The following is a 21,499-nucleotide window of genomic DNA, read 5'->3' as shown; positions in this document are numbered from 1 at the left end:
AGTACAAACAGCACAATCTCCGGGGCAGGGGAAAGGGTTCTACTCCTACCTTCCCCCTGCAAGAATAAATAATTTTTAAGACTGATATATAAAGTATATATGGGAAAGCCATAAAAACGAAAGAGTACCCTCCGAATTTGCTCTTGAGTTGAAAAAAGATAAAGAGATGCTTTAAAGAATTGTTTTACAGCATCTCGACAGGGTCCCTCGGAGTAAATTCGAAAAATTAGAAATCTTCCATCAGGGCTGCGGCATTTATTGCGGCTTTTTCAAGTCCTGCATCTGCAGCGCACCTTCCGATGTCCCTGATTAAAGAAAAAAAATCTTCATTGAAGGTCCTAATTTCATTTTCCGAATCCATACAAAAATCATGGAGCTCTTTTAAACAAAATTGGCTTGCAATAGCTTCATTTTCCATCTCATGTCTGACAGCCTCTTTTCCGACTTCTTTTAGGGAAATAGCTATCAGTCGAAGAGAAAAAAGAGTTTCCATGTCAGCTGTTTTTTCACCCAGAGCCTTAAGAGCAAGAACAGCCTCCAGCACCGCGTCACCCACTCCATTTCTTGCTGCTTCCTGTCCGACAAGTCCGAGGGAAGCCGCAGAGTTAAGGACGCAGGCTGTCATATTTTCATCAGCTGCTGCCAGCCCCAGGGATTTTATGCACGCGATAGTCTCGCCTGCCACCTCCTGAGGGAGCCGACCGGAAAAAAATCTTACGCCAAGCTCACTCAGCTCATCTATTATCCTGAGAAGCCGAGCCTCTTCTCGAACCCTGACAGCTTCAAGTCCTGGCTCAAGCAGAAGGATTTCTTCTGTTAAAAGCACATTTAGCCTCCAGTTTCACAGCCGTTATTACAAATTATGAATCCGCAGCTTATTACTTTTTCGTATTTTACCGATATCTCTTCATCTTCTTCAAAAGCCGGACTAAAATAATGGGAATTGGGAGAAAAATAGGGTTTAAAATGAGAATCGGTTCGAAAATTGATTCAAAAATCGATTCAAAAATTAGTCTAAAAAGGATAATTAGTCAAAAAGAAAACTGGTTAAAAAGGATTGAATCGATTTAAAAAGGATAATTAGTCAAAAAGAAAGCTGGTTAAAAAGGATTGAATCGATTTAAAAAGGTGTTTTGTCCTGAAATAATTTCGCTTTGAAACTTTTTTCCTCTTGTCCATGTTTTCACCACCCAAACAATCTCACTCCTATTCTGAACTTTGCCTCAACTGGTAATCTATTCCAGAATGCTTCCTGTGGCGATTCTAACTGTTCAAGTTTCAAAGCTCCATGTGGCCTCTTGTTATACCACTGTACGAATTCTTCAAATGATTCAAACTCTCCTCTAAACCTTTGATATGTATCGAACCATTTCTCTATTTTTCCGTTTGTCTGAGGATGTCTTACCCTTGCAAGTATTGGTTTGATTCCAAGTTCTTCAATGCATCTTTTAAAGTCACTATCCCATGAACCATCCTTATTAATCCTGTGAGCCCCGAATTCACTTCCATGATCCATAATGAGCTCTCTTAAAGGGTATATGTCCCAGTACTCTTTGACAAGTTCATCAATCACTTTAATGGTGTTCTCCGTGTTGCAATGAACGTACTCTCCACCTGCAATTATCATTCTTGATGAATCATCAAGAATGGCACAGACTTGCAGTCCTAACAGGGGATTCTCATGCCAATCGATGTGTGCAGCAGACATGCTGTGTTCGCGTTCGTATCTACACCATTTTCTTCTCTGTTTCTTTTTTCGGTTTTCCTTGGCAAGGTCCATGCTAAGTAGGTAGTTATGGATTCTGTTATGAGATATCTTACGATTATATTTGCCTTCGATGAGAATCTCAAGGTAACAGGCTCCAAACTTATAATCAGAGTAAGTTTGGTCAATCAATTCCTGATCAGAGGAGGATAAGGGGTTCTTTGGTCTTCCAAGATTAATGCCAACTTGAGGAAGCTGACCAGTTTCAACGTATTCTTTGTAGATCTGCTGAACTCGACGGGCTGAGATCCCCTGGATCTCAGCTATCGTCGAGGTAGATTCACCTTTCGATTTTTGAGCAATGATCCAACGTATCTTTTTTCCATTAAGTTTCACAAAAGATAAGGGATTACAACCGACATATTTAGCGCGAAATAATTTCGGGATAAAACAATCGATTTAAAAAGGACAATTGGTCAAAAAGAGAGTTAGTTGAAATGGATAGTTGGAAAAAGATAACTGGTAAAAAAATACAACTCAATAAAGGGAGCAAAAATAAGTAAAAAGGAAGGAAAAAGTAGTATTTCTGCGTTTCATCTCAAATTAGAGGTTTGAATAAACCTTTTCTTGAAGCTCCTTTATCTCCTGAAGTTTCTCGGTTTTTTCAATGGTTTCCGAAACTCCCGGGAGTTTAAAGCTATCAAGAGCCATTTCCGTAACAATCGGAGAATTGGTCAGGGCTTTTTCTTCAGCCTGTACTTTCAGGGTTTCGAGCGCCCACTGGCTCTGGAGCACGGCCTCACGAAGTTTTTTCTTCAAAGAAAGTTTGCCTGTATCTTCAATTGAGAGGGCTACTGAACTCAGGGCCTCATCATAGTATTTTTCCGCAGCAAGAGTACCTATTTCCTCAAGCAGCAGAAGGGTGCTGATAGTTTCGGCCTCAAGGCTCTCTGAAGCTACCTTTTTTCCAACTTCTCCAAGGCAGGTTATTGCGTTAAGCAAAGCTTCTTCCATCCCCTGCACTGCAGCAGCAGCCCCTATATCTCTTAAGAGCAGAGAAAAGGCAACCATTTCTTCCTGATCTTTCTTTTCAGGAGGGGAAAGATTCCAGATTTCCATCATGGTGGTAGCAGCGACCTTTGAGCCTGCTTCAAGCGAACCTGCAGCTGCCGTTCTCCCAAGCTTCCCTGTCTCTATCATAGTCCTTTTCAGGATAGACTCATAGCCTTTTTTTGCGGCAATTTTTGCCAGTTTCCCGAGAGCAAGAACTGAGTTGATAGTAACAAGTTCCATTCTTTCCTCTGCAGCTGCCTGTGCGATATCCGAAATTGAGAGGATGACTCTGTCAGCATCTGCCTCTTCGTTTTCAGAGAGAAAATCTTCTGCAATTCCTGTAAGGGAATCCAGGGCCTGGAAAACTCTGCTCTCATTTTTTTCCGCAACTGAAGACAAACCTATGTCGACTGCCTCTGCTTCGTTTAATGTGATCATCTTTTTGCCCCTCTTTATCAGTCTACTTTTGTAATCAAGCTTAAGGCTCGTTTTTCTGAATACATACAATAATTGTTATCCTTTATTGCCGTTTAAGACATTGCCGTTTAAGACCACAGCATAAAACAATTCCACTAATACGATTGATATACAGGACTATATTGCCTGGCTTACTCTATGTGTTAGTTCAGTATCTAATCGAATATAACGTTTCTGAAATTGTTTGGAGATTTACAATACTTCCTGTCAGTATTCGAATAGAGCCAGCATGACTCTGCCAAATGCCGGAATAAAAATTAGGATAGATTTTTTGGGAATTTAAAAATTCAAATCTGAACTATCCAAAAGGTGAAGACATTCCAACAAAAGTATATTAATATATTGCTTTTACGATTTTGGCGTAGTCTGTATGAATAAATATTCACAGAAATAAACGTATTTTTGTCAAAGGCTGGGAGCGAGCCGACCCTACGATGAATAAGATCGGCTAAATCACAACTTTATATTTTAACAGAAATAGAAAAAGTTCCTGTTTTTGCCATCACTTTGTAAAAAACAGGGTAGTTCGGGCAATAATTCTCAAAGTAACAAAGAGGAAATATCCGAAGTGACGAAGTGAGGGGTGTTTTTGGGGTGAAGCAGGGATGACCCGGTCTTCGTGCTATTTCCTTGCCACGGGTCTGTGGGACCTTCACAAATATAATTTAAAATGAACCCATGTCATGCTATTTTCGTTATTATATGATTGCTTGAATGCGAATGGAGGGATGCTCGGATATATAATTTCTGACCACGATCTTTAACAATCAACGTTCGGGGAAAAATTGCAGGCTCAAAATGAGTATGAAAGGTAGATTGTTAATGGGGATGGTCATAAAACTTATAAGGAGTTGGATAAAAGGGATTTATGGAGTTCAAAAGTACTTTCCAGGTTCATACGAACTCCATAAAATACACCCTAAAAGGCAGTGATTATGTTAGCTTTGTCTGTATTTAAGCTTGCCTGATCCTGACTCCTAAGGGAAAAACAACTTTTAGGAGTTAGATGGATGAATAGAAACAAAATGGGAATAGGAATATTTCTTTTGATAATGATGGTTGGTATAGCGCTGATACCAGCCGTGGGTGCACAGAAAGGTACAGCTTTTGAAAGTTTGGATCCCAAACAGGTTACTTTAACACTTGACCAAAAACCTGGAGTTCTATACATTCCTACAAATGATATAAAGATCAATGACTTAAGCACAGAAAACGCCACCAAAAAACAAGCTACAGCGAGTCTGTCAGGCACCATCGATGAGAACAATTTTGTTATTCTTGAAGGTGTAATTACACTTGATGGGAAAAATGTGAAAGTTCAATTATTCGGTGAAGCAACTCAAGTATTCATAGGATGGGATGTTCCAAAGGGAGCCAAACCTATTTACTCTAAAGTAGATAACATGACAATGACCCGTTAAGAAGGTGCAAGAGAGATGTACGCAACGCACGTTGATCTTCAAGATAAAAAGGGAAAATACAACCTACATGGAGAATTCTATGAAGATGGAAACGGATGTATTGTTGGGAAAGTTATAAAGAATGGAGTTGAATGTAATATAGGTCTCTTGGGACCGTCTATCAGTATGTATGAAAATGTTAGTCCAACTGCAACAATCAAAAGTAGTAAGTATCTGACCGTTCCTCAAAGAAGTCAATGGGAAATATATGACAAAGAAGGTGACTACGATGCTGCAAGCCAAGCTTGTGGTGAGGCTTCTGCTGCAATGCTTGAAGAATACTGGTCCGGTAACCATCCAACTATATGGAGCATCTGGAATTATAATGGTTGTGATCCTATGAGTGCTGGAGAAGCTCAAGATTATCTGGATCATCAAGGAGTATCTTTAATCAAAGGTTTAAGAACTGGATCACTCTCCTATACAGTCGATCAAATTGAAGATATGATTGATCGCGGAAGACCGTTCTTTCTTATAGAAGAAAGCAGATGGGGTACTTGCCATGCAGTAGTTCTTAGAGGATACGACTCCGACGGTATAAATCCATACTTCCAATTAAATGATCCAAATACTTGGACTGGATCAAATACGATGTATTGGTATAATTCAATTGATACTACTTTCAACTACGAAGAAAATATCTATGAGTACATAGAATCAAGTGACACCTCCTCAATTGGATATTACTACTTGGGATAAGAGTATGAAATAATAAATTTGGAGTGAACCTTTTGGTTTACTCTTTATTTTTTACCTCTTCAATTAGGAGGTGTTATAATATGGAACTCAAAAATTTATTTACCATATTGCTGATTATTTTTTCAATCAACTGTGCATCTGCCATTACAATTACAGTGGACGCAAATATTGGGAATGATAGTAATTTTTCTTCTATACAGGAAGCGATAAACTTTGCACAGGAAAATGACTCAATCCTGATCTACAAAGGAAACTATTCGGAAACTCTTACTATCGATAAACAATTAAAAATCGGTTCTATTTCTCGCAACCCGGAAGATGTAATTATAAACTCTGAAGTTTCTTCTCTACCGATAGTCCATGTTACATCAGACAATGTAGAAATAACTGACCTGACAATTTCCGGGAACAGTGGCGAAAACCAAGTATCTGGAATCTTATTGGACGGGGCCGGTAATTCGCTTGTTCAAAATAATATCATTTCAAATGTTCAGGATGGTCTTGTTCTAAATGCCTCTTCCGGATGTAGCATTGAGAATAATACTCTATTTGCAAACACTCTGCATGGGATCTATCTGATTAATTCGAAAGACAATGATTTGACGAATAATCTCATCATTGGAAATAAACGTGGGCTTTACCTGAATCTATCAAATCAAAATACTTTAGCCAACAACAATGCCAGTAACAATGAAAACTATGGGATTGCTCTCCGTAAAGCAAATGCCAATAACTTAACAAATAACCAGTTTTTTACGAACAAATACGGGCTTTGTCTAATCGTCTCTCTCGAAAATATAATAGTGGATAACATTGCTGGCAACAACAAACAATCTGGCTTTCTTTTATGGATCTCAGAGTCAAATAACTTAAAAGATAACATTCTCATAGAAAATGGAAACTCTGGTGTCTATCTTCAGGCTTCTGATACAAATACTTTAATTAGAAATTTCTTCTCTAACAATTCCAATGCTATTTCAATGGACTATTCCAGCAATAACCTTGTCATAAACAACACTTTTAGTTCTAATAAGGAGTACGGCATATTCTATTTACACGATTCAAACAAAAGCAACACTATCAAGGAGAATATTTTTTTAAATAATAAAAAAGGAGACGATAACCTCCCTTCTTCCTCCATACCAATTTATATCTTTATTCTTCTGGCAGGAGCCGGCCTTGCATATTACTTACAGAAAAGATCCCTGTTGAAAAAAGCCCTTATAGGCTTAGGCATTTTAACTATAATATCTTTGATTGCAATTGTTGCCTGGTACTTCCCGTTTGAATCTGGTTTTTCCGGGAACAATGTAGAAATTACTGATTTCAGCTGGTATAATTCCTCTAAAATTAATGAAACGCACACACAGGTTACTCTATCGATGGATATTAATTACAGAAATAAACAGGCCTATGACTACAGTTTTGCTGAAAATTCACAAACTGATGTTATCCCAGCCAGAGTCCAGATCCTTTCGAGGGAATATAAACCAGATGTGGACACAGAAATACCTTATTCACTAATTTATGAAGAAGATATTAATCTAACGTACCGGAAACCATTCAATTATGAAGCAACTCTCGATTTAGAAAATGGCATGGAACATGACGTTCAGACGATAATTGTGTTCAAACGAGAATTTGATTATCCGATCCCACATGGGGAAGAAATAAGATGGGAACAACTTGGAGGGTGGCAGCAACTGATATCAACCTGAAAGGTTGATTGCTGCACAAAAAAATCGATCATGCCAGAATTTAAAAATCAGCGTAATTTATTGAGTAAATCTTCCATCTTATTCTTGACCATATATTCTTCCACGATTTGCCTTGCCTTTTTGGGAAACATGGACAGTTGACTTATTTTTTTACCTGTTACTTCTTTTAAATCTTCCTGGATCTCAGAATTTGATACTCCCTGTAAAGGAATGGTTAAAACATACTCCGCTCCTCCATATGGAGTCATAGGCCCAATATGTAGAATAAGATCTTCATGTACTCCAGGTTCTACGTAGAATAATGATATCGTCAATCTTTCTTTCCAACGTGTTGATCTTTTCTATAACAGGTTCTGCTGGTACCACATTTACAGTTGGAATCAACCCGATGACAATAGATAGAGTTCTATACTGTTTTGCAAGGTCTTTTTCATACATTATAGATTCAATCATATCAAAAATTTCTTTGTTTCCAGGAATATGAGATATTTTTGATTTGAGAAGTAGAACGATATTTGATACGGACCAGCTCATTTCTTCCTGACTACCAATTTCCCATCTCTGAACTCATTCACATATAGAGTATGCAATTTCTTCTTGACTGCCAATTTCCCATTTTTTGACTTCTCGACTGACAGCGCATGCAATTTCTTGTGTTGGGGTGCCTGAAGACAGCAAGGAAGGAGATATCCTGGATATTACTATTGACAGGGATGTGCAGGAAAAAGAGGATGCGAAGGAAAGGGTAAATCATACTATCCTTGGTCTGATCGTCCAGTCTTGGGCTTGCAGATGGCTTCTAAACGTTAAGAATAAAGATATATTTGAAGTCCTGTCTCGATATTAGCCCAATAGCCAATCAACTATATATATTTGAAAGGATATCGCCGGAAATATGGCAAAACTACAGAAAAACAATACCAATGGCAGCTATTGGCTGATCATCCCAAAATCGATCGTGGAAGCCAAAGGATGGGCAAAGGGCGACGAATTCCTACTCTCTGACGAACCCAACGGTGTCAAGTTCACTCGCGGGGAAGTGATAGTATGAAGCTTGAAACCTTGAGCGGAATCAGAATGAAGCCTTCCTTCGATCCCAAGCTCATTGCAGCCTTCGATAAGATTTGGAATGAGACTTTTCACAAGAAGTGGCAGCCCATCTACAAAAACGATCTGAAGCTTAACCAGAGCTATGACTTTATTAAAACTATCGTCAACAGAGTCAAGCTGTACAACGAAAGTTATGATATGACCATAGTCAGTGACAGGGGTCTTGGAAAGTCTGCCTTTGGTCTTGGCGCAGCCCAGCTAATTCACAGGTATTGCCACAATGATCAGAACGCTCAGTTTCCTTTGAATCAGGTCTGCTTTGACGTCGACAGCTGGATTGAAACAACTGATCGTCTGGCGGGTATTGGCGGAGTTGTAATTCTCAACGAAGTCGGTACAGAGTGATCTCTTTCCGAACTCATTCAAAAGATTCGGCTTCGTGTATGTACTCAGAACCATTAAAGGTCTCAATAGAAAGCTTTGACACAAGCATATAACTTACCAGAAACTTTTCTTTTGGCTCAAGCATTATCGTTCCGAGGGCATCAGCAGCCTTTATAATAACATTTTCGAAATTTCGGAGATCGGCATTTGGAAACTGTTTCTCGGCATAAACAGGAAGATACTGGAGAGGATGAATCTCTCCTCTGTGTTCCGTAAGGAAGCCCAGAGTACCTTGAAACTCATCAGATAAGAATTGCTCATCTTTACCCTGAGGAAGAGGCAGCGGTATACTTGATACCGGAGATAGAAGACCTCCGTCCTCCGGAACCTTTTCATTCTTTTGCCGGAACATTTCTTTTCCTATCACTCCTATCGCAAGAGAAGATACTAGAGATTCCCTTTTCATCCTGTGCAGGGATGCAGAGCTTGCAATCTCTCCGAGGTAGGCAACTGCGATCCTGACTGCTGCCTCCATTTCCTGTCCGACGGCAGACTTTCCGACTGCACAGAGGGAGTAAATGATACTGAACCCCGTATCGGACATTTTCTGTTCTCTTGCAGCCTCAGCCATCCTCCCCAGCGAAATGAGGGATATTAAAACCCCAAGCTCCATTTTTTGAAGGGCGGCTGCATTTCCGATGTCTCTTATGCTGATTATAGCTCTTTTTGCATCGAGTTCAAGCCCTTGATTTATATATTTCGTCCCCTGTTCTGTCAAAAAATCTATAGACCTCAGTACACCCAGTTCATCGTTTTCCTTAACCGAGCTTAAGCCTAGGTCTATTGCCCCATTTTCGTTTAAAATAGACACTTAAACACCCCAATTTTTTTATCCCCGGAAAAACGTCTATGTCTCAGACGGTCTAGCCGGCATTCAGGCCTCTTCCATATTAGAAGCAGATGTTGCATAGTTCAGGCATTTGAGTTTTTACCTGGAATTCATTTAAAAGGCTCGAAAAAACTTATAACTCAATGTCAGGAAACTTTCTCTTCCTTCTCCAATTTTTGTTCAGTTTTTCTTCCAGTTTATCGAGACCTAAATTATCAAAATCCATGAGAGCCACTTCGGCTATGAGAGATGCACTCACAAGATAGCGGTCCTGAGCATCAAACTTGATGGTTTCAAGAGAATAAGCTGCCTGGAGCAATACCCTTTCAAGCCCCTGCATGTCGGCAGTCCTTCCAATGTCCCCGAGTAAACGCACACTTGAATCAGCAGTTTCTTTCAGGTTCTTTTCAATTGCCCCTGTCCCTATTTCCTGTAACAGAAGTTCGGCGTTTAAGGCTGCATCCTCGAAGTTCTGGTTTACTGCAACTTTCCCCGTTTCCCCGAGTATAGTCACCGTGCTATTTGCGGCGTCTCCCAGGCTTTGATTCGTTACGCTTTTTCCAATCTCCCCCAGAGCGAAAATAACTGCTATCGTTTCTTTCCTGGTCCTTGTAAAGGCTGCAGTATTGCCCATCTCTCCAAGGCAGGAAGCTGCAATCTTTGCGGGAACCTCCATTTTCTGCCCTCCGGCTGCCTTTCCAATTTCACCAATAGCGAGGGCAATACTGACAACGGCATTTTCCAACCCCTTTCTGCAAGCTTCTTTTGCAACAGGGGAGTAAAGAAGAAGGGTATTTGTAACAACCAGTTCCAATCCAGAAAGCGCTGACGCTATTCCTATCTCCTTTATACGTTCGATTAATCTTTTGGTATCACTTTCCAGTCCTTCTCTTGCATATTTTACTGCAAGCTCTGACAGGTAGTAAAGTATCTCTAATATACTGGCTTCGTCTTTTTCCTCGACTGAAGCCAGCCCTATCACTAACGCTTCGTCTTCATCAAGAGGTAGAATCCTGCATGCCCCCAGATTCTCTCTTAATTAAGTATGGATATGTGAGGATATTAGCTTTGTTATGGAAAAGATAAGAAAAGTGATCTGAAGAATTCTCCCTATTTTTCTTTAGAAATAAGAATATTTTCAAACAAATCCGGGATCGATTTCGGGTAGCCCTAAACTGGAATAACTGCAGCAACACCAAAAATTATATATATGATTGTACGGTAGTAAGATACCGGTTGCTTGCGAGATTATCAAAGCCTCATTTCACACACACACGAGAATCGAAACGATTACTCTAGAAGGATAGGTTTCATCCCTTCTTCCTGTCCGTTCCTAACGTGGCTCGTGAGCAACTACCCTCTCATCTTCCATTTCTATTTCCTTGCAGTCAACTTCTTTGTCCGCTTCCCCTATAGTTGCCTCCTGCTTTGTTTCTCCCGGTCCCTTTCCTTTCCCATCCAATCCCCTGCTACCTTCCTTTTCCAGTTGGTTCCTTCCATCCTTCCTTCCTTCCCGACCAATCCCCTGCTCCTTCCTTTTCCAGTTGGTTCTTTCCAACCTTCCTCCCTACCAATCTCCGATAACCTTTTTCTTCAGTCAATCCTGAAAAATTTCCTTTGTCCAATTTTGTCGATACCTAATTCAATAATCCACATTCCGCAGTATTTTTTCAAAAATCAATATTTTCCCTGATAGCGTTTTTGAAACAAATCAAATTAATTTGGACTTTTAATTGAACTTGGTGAAAATTGAATGATATCGTTTTTTGTCTCTATGATACACCATATAGCTGCTTTACCTCCTGCATAAAAGTCCAATAAATCCACGTTTTATTGAAAATCGATAGCAGGAAAAAATGTGAATATGCGAAAATTTACTGCGGAAAGTGGGAATAATATTCAGGATAGGTATTTTAGAAATAGAAGACAATATTACAACAGAGTAATTCTAAGCTTCTGAACCTTAAAGCAGGGAAGTGGAAGCTTCTTGAAGAGGGGGGAACCATATGGATGAAGAAACGCATATTCCATCAATTGCTGAACAGGAACAAATGGTCACATTAATGTGTCTCTGTCCTGAATGTCCTTCCTGGGTTGAATGTGGGGAAAAGGGTGGATTTTGCTTTGAAACAATAGAAAAAAGCAGCTGTATAAACGAAGAAAATGGATGCATATGCCCGACATGTCCGGTAGCAAGCAGCATGGGGTTAGAAAACATGTATTACTGTACAAGGGGTTCTAAGAGCACATAAAGACTTAAGCCCTTGAAACTGAAACTGAAACTGAAAATTTGACTTGACCGATTGAGCCGATTGAGCCGTAAGAAAAAAGATCCAGGAATAGAACTCCCGGACCTTAATTTTTTGAAGATAAATTATTCAATTTTCGGCTTAGAATACAAGTCCTAGTTCTTCGAGCTTCTTCCTTGCTCCGTCATAGATCTGCATGTACTCTTCAGTCGGGGTTACTGTCTTCACGTCGTAGCACTCCTGGAAGGTCTTTCCAGCCGGTGCGCTTGCGTAATTCTTCTCGTAGAGGGCTACGAGTTTGTCGAGGATTTTGTTAATCTCTGTGATTTCCGCACCTGCAGTTGCCCTTGCAACTTCTCCCATCATCCTGGCTTCCATACCCGTGGTCTTGTCAGTAACAACACCCTTTGCTGAGGCAACACCGGAGAGGATTTCTCTTCCTGATGCCGTGTCAGTGATGGACTGGGCTGAAGCCTCGAGGAGGCACATCTCCGTACCGGGCCCTGCACAGGGGTAGTACTGGTTGCCTGAGAGCATATCCGTAAACTCGGAAATAGTTGCACATGCCCAGCCTGCGATTGTAAGGGTTTCTCTGGTGTTAGTTGAACCCCAGCGGATGTGGACCGGCCCGTCCAGGTGCCAGCTTGCATTGCTCATGACAAAGGCGTTGATATGAGTTGCAACGTCTACAATTGTGGTTTCTTCAATGCCGCCTGCGTATCCTCCGAAGATCGGCATCTGTTCGTCCATAATGATGTCGCTGTTTGCATTATAGTGGGCAATAACGGCTATTGCGTCCAGGTCAATTTTAAGTTCGTTAAGTTGCGAGACCTCGTGGCTGTCAGTGCTCTGCATCCCGCCTGCGCAGTCGGCTGAGATGTTTCCCTGAGCGGACAGGGAGGTCTCTGGGCCCTAGACAGCCATGCCAGGCCTTCCAGCCATGGCGCATGCCTGTTTAATAAGTCTGGTTTCTGTCTTTGCTGCAAGGACCTCATACGGGCTTTTTGGGACCGGAGGTTTCCCGCGAACCGAGGTCATTACACCGTTAACGATTGTGTCTACTTCCTTTTCAAGGGCATAGCTCATGTGGACTGGCATGAACACATCTTCGGAAATCGGAGAGCCTGTGGGACCACCCTGTACAATTGGCTTTCTCTTGTCCCCGACACTTCTCTTCCTTACGTTTACTGCATCCCTGCCGGTACCGAGGGTGAATTCCTTCTGGACGTTGTTGATTGCGTCCCAGATTTCGTCTTCTGTATACTTTACAATCCTGTGTGTGTCGGTACAGTATATACCGCACTCAAGCAGCATTTCAAATCCTGCCTGGAAGAGCTTTTCCATCATATCCCTGTCTGTCGGGACGAATTCTCCCTTGAAGTCAAGCCCGTACTTCTGCTTGAGCTCCATCGCCTTCATGGGGATTTTCATAAGGTCCCAGTCATCCTGGGTGCACTTCTCTCCTACTTTGGCCCTGTCGTAAAAGTCATAGCAGTCAAACGATTTTTTGAATGTCATGTGCTTTTGCCTCCCAGGCTTATTTCATTATGTTAAGTGCAACTTTTGCAGCTTCGGCAGCGTTTTCTGCGGTAGCGTCCGCCCCGATCTCCTCGATCCATTTACTGGATACAGGGGCTCCTCCGAACATGCACTTTAAGCTGTCCCTGAGCTTTTCTTCCCTGAGCCTGTCCATGAGGTCTTTCTGGCCGAGCATGGAGGTGGTCATAAGGGCCGAGCCAACGAGGATAACCTTTTGCCCTTTGTGCTTTGCAGCCTCTTCCACAACGTTTTCATTGAGGACATCGACCCCAAGATCAAGGATTTCAAAGCCGTTTGCTCCGAGCATGGTTGTGACAAGGCGGTGTCCGATGTCGTGGATGTCTCCTTCTGCAACGAAGGTGATTGCAAGCCCGGTTTCTTCTCCTTCTACTTTGCTCTTTTCAAGTTCTGGAGTAAGTATTTCCATTGCACTGCTCATGGCTTTTGCAGACATCATGATCTGAGGCAGAAAGATCTCTGCGGCTTCGAACTTATCCCCGATGATCTTCATACCCGGGGAGAGGCCCTTTGTGATAATGTCAATAGGCGGAATTCCTGCATCCAGGGCTTCCTGGGTTAACTGTACACAGCCTGCGATGTTTTGAGTTACGATCGCGTTGGTTAGTTTTTCAAAAATTTCGGTATTTGTCATCCCATCATCACTTCTTTCTGTTTTATGACTTTCGTCCGGTACAGGAAACCTGCCCTGTTTGCCGGCTGACGGAATCTTCTTACCTATCTAATCTATAAATAACTTCCTATCAAATAAAACTGATATATATATAATTTGCCCGAGAATAATTTAAAAAAAAGGTTTAAATATAAATAATGTTTGGTAAAGCTCCTAAATGAAATCCAAATAAATATTTTAAAAAATAATATTCAATAGAAAACTAAAAAGCCTTCAGTAGAGAGCAAATTCAATTCAAAGTAAAAAATGTGAGAACAGGGCTTATCTGAAAAAGACAAGAAACAGAACGAATGATGCCAGATTCAACAGAAAGCCAAACACACTTGCTGTCAACCCTGCTTTTGCTGTTGAGTCTGGACTTTTTTTGAGACGGGACCTGGCAAGGACAATACCTGCAAGGGCGAAAGGTATAGCAAATGACGTAAAGAACAGGCTACCAATCCCTAACCAGAAAGAAAGAGCAAGAAATACACTGATCAGCCCGAAAAAAAGGCTCAAAACTCCTTTAATATCTGAATTTCCGTTAATCCTGTCTCCTCCTGTTACTAATGTAGTTTTTAATCTGCAGATATAGTTTTTTAACTGACAAATCCTTTATTAACAGATTCCCGATTCATGTTTTCGAGGCAAAGGTTCATGTCAAGATCAGTATTTGTTTTTCACTCTCAGCCGCGTTCCGCTTTTATTCGATTTTCACCCCAATCTTTCCGCCCTCAAGTTTCCACTTATACCGTTTCAACTGTAGCGAATCATTGAGGCACTCCCCTGTCCTTACATCAAATCTCCTGCCGTGGCAGAGGCATGTTAACGTAAATTCTTCCAGCCTGCCCCTATCCATAGGGCACCTTGCATGAGGACAGATGTTTGTGAAAGCATGGATTTCCCCTTCAGTCTTAAGGAGCAAGACATTTCTTCCCCCGGGTTCAACGTGCAGAAGTTTTCCTTCTTTCAGGCTGTTCTCGTCGGCTGCATAAAACCAGGGAGGTTCAAAATCAGGATTCGAACCCTTTTCAGGCACTTTTTCAGAAGACATTTTACCAACCACCAGAAACCGGAATTATAAGATTAAATTTATTCCGGGTCCGCTCTTGATTCGGAACTTCTTTTTGTTCTATTTTATCATTAGGCTGGCTGTCTGTATAAGTTTTGCTGAAATCAGAAAGAACGAATACAGGAATGAAAAGAGAATAAAGGATCAAAAGGACATGAAAAGCGGATAAAAAAGAGAAAAAAATGAGATAAAAAGAGAAAGAAGAGAAAAAGGAAGTAAATTAGGGAATCTCGATTTTTAGTTTGAATTTAGTGCTCAATGGAGCTTTCCATCCTCATTGAGGATTTTTAAAAGCTCGATTATCGAGTACGATGCCCTGGTAATCCCCATGCTGCGTTTGTCCGTATCCGTGCCTGCAATGTAGAGGTTTTTGATCGGAGTCCGGATATCTGCGAATTTGCCGTTAATTGTGACTGCGGCTTTTTCGGGCACCATAATCTGCTCGTGCTGCATATCAATGTATTTTTCGATGTTTGGAAGGGCACGGAAAATGGTGTCATAGGCTTTTTTGAGCTCGTGCTCTTCGGTCCTATCCGCATTTATCACAAAGGAAAAACCTACCAGCTGCTTGTCCTTCGGGGCAAGGGACGGGTCATAATTGCTTATGGGCATTGCCCAGTAGGCAAAGTCTTTAAACCAGATTTCTGAGCCCGTATAGTTGAACTCGGGGAGCTCTTCTTTCAGACCAAGCCAGATGGTCAGACTTTTTGTATGCACGATTCCTTTAAGCTCTTCATTATAATCCGGCGGCAGGTCCTTTATAAGTCTTGGGAGATCGGTTGCAAAGCCCGTATAGATAACAAGATCCGCCGGATAGATTTCGTCAGCCTCCACACCCGAGATCTTCCCATCCTGTACCAGGATACTTTTTACTTCGCACTCAGCTTTTATTTCTACCGTGTCAGGAAGGGAATAAAGGATGGCATTCAGCAGAGCCTTCAACCCTTTTCTCGGATAGCCCTGGGAATAATTTACCTTGTTTGTAGCAAGTCTTTCAAGCGAGGCAAGAGGCTGGGCAACTCTGTCCATACGGGACTGAAGAGAGGCATGGAGATGGTACGGGAGCACCGACGAAAGAATTGACTCGGTTGATTGGCGTTTTTTTGGCTCCAATCTTCCGATCATGGCATCAAACTGCTCCTGTGTAATGCTGTCCCTGACAAAACTGCTGCCAGAAAGAATACGCTGGGCAGAGGTCTCTTTCATTGACTTTCCCGAAAGAAAACCTGAGATCGTGTCCACGAAGTCATAGGTATCTTTGCAAAGGTTTTTCGGGAGGAAGTCATACACCGACTGGTCCGACAGGTCTATCCCGAAAGAAGAAAGCGTAAGAGCTTTCGTAAGGGTCTGGGAAAGGATAAGCCTGTCCTTTCTCGGAAGCGCGTCAAAAGTTACAAAATCTTTCAGGTTCGAAGGAACTTTGGTAAAGGCATTTTCAGTCCTGACATAGTAGTGCCCGTATTCCTCAAATACAGGCAAAAAATCAAAGTAATTATCCATCAGCCTTGGAAGAGGGCCTTCAATCAGATGGGTTATCGCATGTGCCCCTGTATCCACCTGATACCCATCTACCATATAGCTGTTGCAGTTTCCCCCAAGATGCCGTTCTTTCTCAAGAACAAGAACCTTCTTCCCATGTTTGGAAAGTGTCAGCGCAGCCAGAAGCCCGCTTACGCCAGCCCCGACAACAATTACATCATATTTTTTCATTCCCTAAACTACCTCTATTTTTTCCAGTGAATCAGGTTTTCAATTAATGGAAATCATGCATCATATAATCTTAACTCACAACAGACAGGATTTCATATGTGTTGGATATATCTTAACAAAAATTACATTCTAAAACATAATGAAGTACTTAAAACATTGGATATGTGTGGAATTATTTTTATATGTAATTTATGATCAGCATTATGATCAACAAAAGTTGTCTTCAAGGTCTCTTCCCATCTGCAGGTAGTATAGAGAAAAAAATAGTATTTATAACTAATAGTCCTCATGGTAAAGACTCCCAAAATCTTAATTTCCGGAAGAAAAGGTGCTGTAAAATATGCTGTTTCAGTACCGAAGAACCAAGAGTGGAAGAAATGAAATATAACACCATAATTTTTGATTTTGACTACACACTTGCCGATGCAACGGATGGTATTGTATCGAGTTTTAACCACGCTTTTAGTGAGCTGGGCCTTGCCGGCTGTGATATTGAAAGCATAAAAAGGACTGTCGGTTTATCACTGGATGAGGCGTTCGTACAGCTGACGGCGAATAAGGATAAAGCCCTTATAAGTCGTTTTAAAATATTATTTAAGGAAAAAGCCGATGAGGTCATGTCAAAAAACACCGTTCTTTTTGATGACACTATTAGCACACTGCGGCAGTTAAAACATGATGGACTCAATACGGGGATCGTAACTACAAAATACCACTACAGGATCGTGGAGACTTTAAATACGCACGGCATTTCAGATCTTGTAGACATTATTGTTGGAGGAGAGGATGTTAAAACGCCAAAACCATCCCCAGAAGGCCTTTTACTCGCAATTGACAGCCTTAATGCACAGCAAAATAACGTGCTGTATATCGGAGATAGTCTTGTAGATGCCAAAACAGCCCTGGCAGCAAATGTTGATTTTGCGGGAATTACCACAGGAACAACAGACGAAAAAGAGTTTTCGCAATATCCGTGCATAAGGATATTTAAAAATTTATCCGAGCTTGGATTTGAACTTCCTAGTTTTTGATTTGAGCTTCTGAAATTTATTCCATGCAAGAACAAGCTTACAAATTATTATATATTTCCTGACTTGACTAATTTTTATTAAAAAACATATCAAACAGAAGGAATTCAACATGAAAATCCACTGTATCCAGCACGTAAATTTTGAAACTCCCGGGACCATTACCGAATGGATAGCACAGAAAAATCATTTCCTGTCAACTACCCACTTATACGAAAACGAAAGTTTCCCGAAAATCGAGACTTTCGACCTCCTCATAGTCATGGGAGGGCCCATGAATATTTACGAGTATGAAAAATACACCTGGCTGAGGGAAGAAAAAGCCTTTCTCGAAAAAGCCATTACAGGAGGAAAAGCAGTGCTTGGGATCTGTCTCGGAGCCCAGCTGCTGGCTGATGTCCTGAAGGCGGAAGTATTTAAGAATAATTATAAAGAGATTGGGTGGTTCCCGGTATCTGCGGAAAGAGCTGAGAAAGCCGAAATCCCGCTCCTCGAAGGCATTCCTGAGGACTTCCCTGCGTTTCACTGGCATGGAGACACCTTCAGCCTGCCGGGTGGGGCCAAGAGGCTCTTTGAAAACGAAGCCTGCAAAAACCAGGGGTTCATTTATGAAAACAGAGTAATCGGGTTGCAGTTTCATCTGGAAATGAGCAACCAGACAATCAAAAACGTAATTGAAAATTGCAGAGATGAACTCATTGAAGGAAAATACATCCAGAAAGAAGACGAAATGCTGAACAGAACCGATTTCCTTAAAGAATCCAGAAAATTAACGTTCAGGTTGCTGGACAACCTTGAAAAAACAATTACTCACTGAAGCATGTCCTTGAAGCATGTCCTCAAACAAGAAATGGATGAAAAAAAGTAATACTGTATACTAAAGAAGTTAAGAGAAGAAACTTCAAGCCATGAGTCTATTACAATTATTCTGAAGTTAAAAAGTTGCTAAGAAAATAAGATACCTTCAGGACATCAGGAAAACAAAATGTCCTTGAATCCTTTCATAAAGGATATTAAACAACCCTAAAACTCCTTCTTTCGACAACTTCTTCAGCAGAAGCTTTCCAGATACTCAATTTGTAGGGAAAATAAATACATAATTTCAGGATAGGCCCCAAAAAATATCAGGCCAGATCGTTTCTTGTTGTCGATTTTAGGATATGCCAGAAACCGTCGTTAAAACACCATGGGGAGTTAGTTTTATACCAACAGCATGGCGATAGCCACAACTAACATAAACATCAGGGTATACGTGCCAACTATCACATTGTTCTGCTGCATGGGAAACCTTCCATATAGAGATTCGTTAAAATCTCCGATAGTGAATTTATAATTATAAAAATCAGAATCTTCAGTATTATTTATGTAAGATTAGGATAAATAGCTTTCCATTTTAATTTGTTAAGGAATTTTTTTACGTAGTAATCTTATGTGCAGGAGTAGAATAAGCTATTTTTTTCAGTGTCGAAACCTGAAATATTTTTCTTGGAAGTATTGTCTCCAAAAAAAGTGGCCATGAAATACATAACCCTAAAAATAAATACATTAATACATACAGTTTTAAAACCTTAGTTTGACATTTCTATAAAAATAAATACTCTTATTTTCGTTATTGGTTTGATGAATCTAAAAACAAAAATAAGAGCATTCCCTACTATTCCTAACAAGAATATATGTGTTCCTATCGGCTCGATGCTTGCTGTCCAATACTTTTATGAAAAACTTAATTTCTCTGATGTTTTTGGTAAGCATAAAAGCCGAGGTTTAGATCTCAATAGTTTATTAATAGGCTTGGTGAGCTACAAGCTCACCGAGAATTTTAGCATTAAAGAAGCTGGCAAATGGTTAAATCAGAAAGAAATTCTCGAGATTTTGAATCTCGAGAGTTTTCATGAAAAGGTTCTTTACAGAACACTTGAGATCCTGGGGCGCAACAAAGAGGAGATTCTTTCTGATATTTTAGGCAATCTATTTTCCGTTTATGATTTTGAAGAGACAGATATAAACCTTGACTGGACAAGTATAACTCTTTACGGCACAAAATCCAAGCTTGGAAAGTTTGGATATAGCAGAGATCATAGACCTGATAAGCTTCAGATAACAGTTGGAGTAAGCGAACTCAAAAAATCAATTAACATACCCATTGGAGTTACAGTAAACAAAGGAAATGTTCTTGATCTGAAACATTTTCCTGAGACGTATAACAAGGTAAAAAGTAAACTCAAAAAAGGATCTCTTATTGTTTTTGATAAAGGCGCTAATACAGTTGAAAACATAAAGCTGATACAGGAAGATAAGATGACATATCTTACTTCCATGAAACTGAATTCAAGTGACGATAAAATCATTGAGAAATTTGATGTAACTAAAGCAGAACAGATAGATTCTGAGAAAGGAATTTATGGGATAAAAATAGTCAAGCCAAATAGCATTAAGTATTTCTATTTATCAGAATCATTACAAGAAAAACAATTGGAAGCAAAGGCAAGAACTGTTCTGAAGAAGTTACAGGAAGCAAAAGAGATACAGGAGATAATTGTCAAAAATAAAAAGCTTCCCAAAAAATTCAGAATAAACAATGAGTTGATTGAGATTGACTATTCTTTTAAGACTAAGCTCGAAGAGCTTAGTGATGATGAAGCGATAGAACTCCTAAAGAGTTCCATAATTAATGGAAGAGAAGGATTTTTCTGCCTTAAATCAAACAAGAATTTGACACTTGAAAAGGCACTGGAAATATATCGAGAAAAGGACTCTATAGAGAAAATATTCAACTCGCTTAAAAACGAAATACAGATTAAGCCGTTAAGGGTTTGGTCAGAAAATAGCATTCATGGAGCTATTATACTGGGATTTATTGCTCAATTATTCATATCGCTGATGCGATATGAATTTGAGGAAATCAAGCACAAATCCACAAAATTCATCAAAAAAAGCTTGAAAAATTTGACACTTACAATAAAGTTCGTGAAAAATGGACTCAGAAATTATATTTTTGCTAATTTTGATAAGATCAATAGTTTAATTGTAACAAAAATGGGCACTATTCCATAGAATTTATTATAAAATTAGATGGATTCATAACCTTGTGTCAAATTAGTTTGAGCTAAGAATAGGATAGATTTTCAATATCAATTAGTGGATACTGTCAAATTAAGGTTAAAATACAAAAACAGTCCGCTATGAACACCTCCAGTACTCAACTACAGTACTAAAAAAGTTATACTGTTTGAAGAAAAGTAAACTAGAATAATTTATTCGAAAAAAAGTAACCCTGAATCCGAGAGAAACTAAGTTTCCCTTCTTGTCTCCCTCGTCGTTCAGGGCCTCTCCACGATTACTCTTTTGCAGGTTCACACACCCTGCACTTCCTGTCTTTTCACCTTTTTCCAGGCCTTTCCAAACCCCTCTTACAACAACGTCTTCTTCTCGGGCTTCTTTTCCGGGCCTGTTATAAAGTGTATGATGGGTCATGTTCCGCTGTTTGAGCCAGGGCCATTTTTCTACAACGTCCTCTGCCGGGCCGGCCATAAGCTGGAACAGTTATCAACCTGTACGCCCTCCAGGGAAAATCAAGGGCACCTTGGACTCCCTGAGGACCAGGATGAACTCTAGGTACTGATCGGAACCACAAAAAACCCGGTTCCATTTCTAAAACGATTTTTGGATCTGAGCTTCACGGGAAACAATATCAGGTATGCCCGAAGAAAGCTTTTTTTTCAAAGAATTGAATCCTTGCTTCCTTAATGGACTCCTATCCCTTTGCCACAGGGGATTTGAGTTTGATCCAGTCCAG

General features: G+C 40.3%; 22 protein-coding genes and 1 pseudogene. 10 read left to right on the top strand and 13 right to left on the bottom strand.

Going from position 1 to position 21,499, the window contains the following annotated elements:
- Window positions 1–226: 226 nt before the first annotated feature.
- The gene (locus MA_RS15650) at window positions 227–826 is read right to left on the bottom strand and encodes a hypothetical protein (protein WP_011022924.1); all 600 of its coding nucleotides are present in this window, start codon (window positions 824–826) and stop codon (window positions 227–229) included.
- Window positions 827–936: 110 nt separating this feature from the next.
- On the opposite strand from MA_RS15650, the gene MA_RS29470 reads away from it, so the two are divergent.
- Window positions 937–1,071, top strand: coding sequence for a hypothetical protein (locus MA_RS29470; protein ID WP_282678815.1), 135 nt, complete (start codon window positions 937–939; stop codon window positions 1,069–1,071).
- Between the two features lie 112 nt (window positions 1,072–1,183).
- Here the strand turns inward: MA_RS29470 and MA_RS15645 are convergent, their stop codons facing one another.
- Both MA_RS15645 and MA_RS15640 read right to left on the bottom strand, forming a co-directional pair.
- Window positions 1,184–2,101 (bottom strand): IS481-like element ISMac4 family transposase, encoded by a 918-nt coding sequence (locus MA_RS15645; RefSeq protein WP_011020628.1) that lies wholly within the window; start codon window positions 2,099–2,101, stop codon window positions 1,184–1,186.
- A 207-nt stretch (window positions 2,102–2,308) separates the two neighbouring features.
- On the bottom strand, window positions 2,309–3,196 hold the full coding sequence (locus tag MA_RS15640) for a hypothetical protein (RefSeq protein WP_048066431.1): 888 nt from the start codon (window positions 3,194–3,196) through the stop codon (window positions 2,309–2,311).
- A 1,049-nt stretch (window positions 3,197–4,245) separates the two neighbouring features.
- Between MA_RS15640 and MA_RS15635 the strand changes: the two genes are divergently transcribed.
- From MA_RS15635 to MA_RS15625, 3 genes are all read left to right on the top strand, one after another.
- A complete protein-coding gene (locus tag MA_RS15635; protein ID WP_011022922.1) occupies window positions 4,246–4,656 on the top strand; it encodes a hypothetical protein in 411 nt (136 codons plus the stop codon).
- Window positions 4,657–4,671: 15 nt separating this feature from the next.
- Complete coding sequence (locus tag MA_RS15630) at window positions 4,672–5,394, top strand: C39 family peptidase (protein WP_011022921.1); 723 nt, start codon at window positions 4,672–4,674, stop codon at window positions 5,392–5,394.
- A gap of 80 nt (window positions 5,395–5,474) precedes the next feature.
- Window positions 5,475–7,112 (top strand): right-handed parallel beta-helix repeat-containing protein, encoded by a 1,638-nt coding sequence (locus MA_RS15625; protein ID WP_048065579.1) that lies wholly within the window; start codon window positions 5,475–5,477, stop codon window positions 7,110–7,112.
- A gap of 47 nt (window positions 7,113–7,159) precedes the next feature.
- Here MA_RS15625 and MA_RS15620 read toward each other — a convergent pair whose 3' ends face one another.
- The gene (locus MA_RS15620; RefSeq protein WP_048065578.1) at window positions 7,160–7,360 is read right to left on the bottom strand and encodes a hypothetical protein; all 201 of its coding nucleotides are present in this window, start codon (window positions 7,358–7,360) and stop codon (window positions 7,160–7,162) included.
- 25 nt (window positions 7,361–7,385) lie between these two features.
- A complete protein-coding gene (locus tag MA_RS15615) occupies window positions 7,386–7,646 on the bottom strand; it encodes a hypothetical protein (protein WP_011022919.1) in 261 nt (86 codons plus the stop codon).
- An 85-nt stretch (window positions 7,647–7,731) separates the two neighbouring features.
- Here MA_RS15615 and MA_RS28240 point away from each other — a divergent pair, with 85 nt between their 5' ends.
- Together MA_RS28240 and MA_RS15605 are read left to right on the top strand one after the other, a co-directional pair.
- Window positions 7,732–7,959, top strand: coding sequence for a hypothetical protein (locus tag MA_RS28240; protein ID WP_193589505.1), 228 nt, complete (start codon window positions 7,732–7,734; stop codon window positions 7,957–7,959).
- Between the two features lie 200 nt (window positions 7,960–8,159).
- A complete protein-coding gene (locus MA_RS15605; protein ID WP_011022918.1) occupies window positions 8,160–8,567 on the top strand; it encodes a hypothetical protein in 408 nt (135 codons plus the stop codon).
- Between the two features lie 13 nt (window positions 8,568–8,580).
- Here the strand turns inward: MA_RS15605 and MA_RS15600 are convergent, their stop codons facing one another.
- From MA_RS15600 to MA_RS15590, 3 genes are all read right to left on the bottom strand, one after another.
- Entirely contained in the window at window positions 8,581–9,417 is an 837-nt protein-coding gene (locus MA_RS15600) for a hypothetical protein (protein WP_011022917.1), read from the bottom strand.
- Between the two features lie 151 nt (window positions 9,418–9,568).
- Window positions 9,569–10,417 (bottom strand): hypothetical protein, encoded by an 849-nt coding sequence (locus tag MA_RS15595; protein ID WP_011022916.1) that lies wholly within the window; start codon window positions 10,415–10,417, stop codon window positions 9,569–9,571.
- A gap of 351 nt (window positions 10,418–10,768) precedes the next feature.
- Window positions 10,769–10,993, bottom strand: coding sequence for a hypothetical protein (locus tag MA_RS15590; protein ID WP_048065576.1), 225 nt, complete (start codon window positions 10,991–10,993; stop codon window positions 10,769–10,771).
- 448 nt (window positions 10,994–11,441) lie between these two features.
- Here MA_RS15590 and MA_RS15585 point away from each other — a divergent pair, with 448 nt between their 5' ends.
- Window positions 11,442–11,687, top strand: coding sequence for a DUF2769 domain-containing protein (locus tag MA_RS15585; protein ID WP_048065575.1), 246 nt, complete (start codon window positions 11,442–11,444; stop codon window positions 11,685–11,687).
- Between the two features lie 138 nt (window positions 11,688–11,825).
- On the opposite strand, the pseudogene MA_RS26270 reads toward MA_RS15585, so the two are convergent.
- From MA_RS26270 to MA_RS15555, 4 genes and pseudogenes are all read right to left on the bottom strand, one after another.
- Window positions 11,826–13,202: pseudogene (locus MA_RS26270) on the bottom strand (monomethylamine:corrinoid methyltransferase).
- Between the two features lie 19 nt (window positions 13,203–13,221).
- The gene (locus MA_RS15570; protein ID WP_011022912.1) at window positions 13,222–13,875 is read right to left on the bottom strand and encodes a methyltransferase cognate corrinoid protein; all 654 of its coding nucleotides are present in this window, start codon (window positions 13,873–13,875) and stop codon (window positions 13,222–13,224) included.
- A gap of 721 nt (window positions 13,876–14,596) precedes the next feature.
- Window positions 14,597–14,947, bottom strand: coding sequence for a Rieske (2Fe-2S) protein (locus tag MA_RS15560; RefSeq protein WP_048065571.1), 351 nt, complete (start codon window positions 14,945–14,947; stop codon window positions 14,597–14,599).
- 273 nt (window positions 14,948–15,220) lie between these two features.
- Entirely contained in the window at window positions 15,221–16,675 is a 1,455-nt protein-coding gene (locus MA_RS15555; RefSeq protein WP_011022909.1) for a phytoene desaturase family protein, read from the bottom strand.
- Window positions 16,676–17,052: 377 nt separating this feature from the next.
- Between MA_RS15555 and MA_RS15550 the strand changes: the two genes are divergently transcribed.
- The 3 genes from MA_RS15550 to MA_RS15540 all read left to right on the top strand — a co-directional run bounded on the left by MA_RS15550 (window position 17,053) and on the right by MA_RS15540 (window position 20,757).
- Entirely contained in the window at window positions 17,053–17,706 is a 654-nt protein-coding gene (locus MA_RS15550) for an HAD family hydrolase (RefSeq protein WP_048066430.1), read from the top strand.
- A gap of 109 nt (window positions 17,707–17,815) precedes the next feature.
- Complete coding sequence (locus MA_RS15545) at window positions 17,816–18,520, top strand: type 1 glutamine amidotransferase (RefSeq protein WP_011022907.1); 705 nt, start codon at window positions 17,816–17,818, stop codon at window positions 18,518–18,520.
- 800 nt (window positions 18,521–19,320) lie between these two features.
- A complete protein-coding gene (locus MA_RS15540) occupies window positions 19,321–20,757 on the top strand; it encodes an IS1634-like element ISMac23 family transposase (RefSeq protein ID WP_011022906.1) in 1,437 nt (478 codons plus the stop codon).
- Window positions 20,758–20,883: 126 nt separating this feature from the next.
- Here MA_RS15540 and MA_RS15535 read toward each other — a convergent pair whose 3' ends face one another.
- Complete coding sequence (locus tag MA_RS15535) at window positions 20,884–21,234, bottom strand: hypothetical protein (RefSeq protein ID WP_011022905.1); 351 nt, start codon at window positions 21,232–21,234, stop codon at window positions 20,884–20,886.
- Between the last annotated feature and the right edge of the window lie 265 nt (window positions 21,235–21,499).

Origin of the sequence: Methanosarcina acetivorans C2A (assembly GCF_000007345.1) — an archaeon.
Classification (GTDB): Archaea; Halobacteriota; Methanosarcinia; order Methanosarcinales; family Methanosarcinaceae; genus Methanosarcina; species Methanosarcina acetivorans.
Note: the sequence above shows the minus strand (reverse complement) of the source record. Positions and strands in the feature narration are given on the sequence as shown.

Excerpts from the sequence above, each read along its gene's own strand:
- MA_RS15570 (WP_011022912.1), bottom strand. The coding sequence starts at position 13,875 with ATGACAAATACCGAAATTTTTGAAAAACTAACCAACGCGATCGTAACT.
- MA_RS15585 (WP_048065575.1), top strand. The coding sequence starts at position 11,442 with ATGGATGAAGAAACGCATATTCCATCAATTGCTGAACAGGAACAAATG.
- MA_RS15640 (WP_048066431.1), bottom strand. The coding sequence starts at position 3,196 with ATGATCACATTAAACGAAGCAGAGGCAGTCGACATAGGTTTGTCTTCA.
- MA_RS15615 (WP_011022919.1), bottom strand. The coding sequence starts at position 7,646 with ATGAGCTGGTCCGTATCAAATATCGTTCTACTTCTCAAATCAAAAATA.
- MA_RS15605 (WP_011022918.1), top strand. The coding sequence starts at position 8,160 with ATGAAGCTTGAAACCTTGAGCGGAATCAGAATGAAGCCTTCCTTCGAT.
- MA_RS15620 (WP_048065578.1), bottom strand. The coding sequence starts at position 7,360 with ATGACTCCATATGGAGGAGCGGAGTATGTTTTAACCATTCCTTTACAG.
- MA_RS15630 (WP_011022921.1), top strand. The coding sequence starts at position 4,672 with ATGTACGCAACGCACGTTGATCTTCAAGATAAAAAGGGAAAATACAAC.
- MA_RS29470 (WP_282678815.1), top strand. The coding sequence starts at position 937 with ATGGGAATTGGGAGAAAAATAGGGTTTAAAATGAGAATCGGTTCGAAA.
- MA_RS15560 (WP_048065571.1), bottom strand. The coding sequence starts at position 14,947 with ATGTCTTCTGAAAAAGTGCCTGAAAAGGGTTCGAATCCTGATTTTGAA.
- MA_RS15625 (WP_048065579.1), top strand. The coding sequence starts at position 5,475 with ATGGAACTCAAAAATTTATTTACCATATTGCTGATTATTTTTTCAATC.
- MA_RS15535 (WP_011022905.1), bottom strand. The coding sequence starts at position 21,234 with ATGGCCGGCCCGGCAGAGGACGTTGTAGAAAAATGGCCCTGGCTCAAA.
- MA_RS15550 (WP_048066430.1), top strand. The coding sequence starts at position 17,053 with ATGAAATATAACACCATAATTTTTGATTTTGACTACACACTTGCCGAT.
- MA_RS15555 (WP_011022909.1), bottom strand. The coding sequence starts at position 16,675 with ATGAAAAAATATGATGTAATTGTTGTCGGGGCTGGCGTAAGCGGGCTT.
- MA_RS15635 (WP_011022922.1), top strand. The coding sequence starts at position 4,246 with ATGAATAGAAACAAAATGGGAATAGGAATATTTCTTTTGATAATGATG.
- MA_RS15545 (WP_011022907.1), top strand. The coding sequence starts at position 17,816 with ATGAAAATCCACTGTATCCAGCACGTAAATTTTGAAACTCCCGGGACC.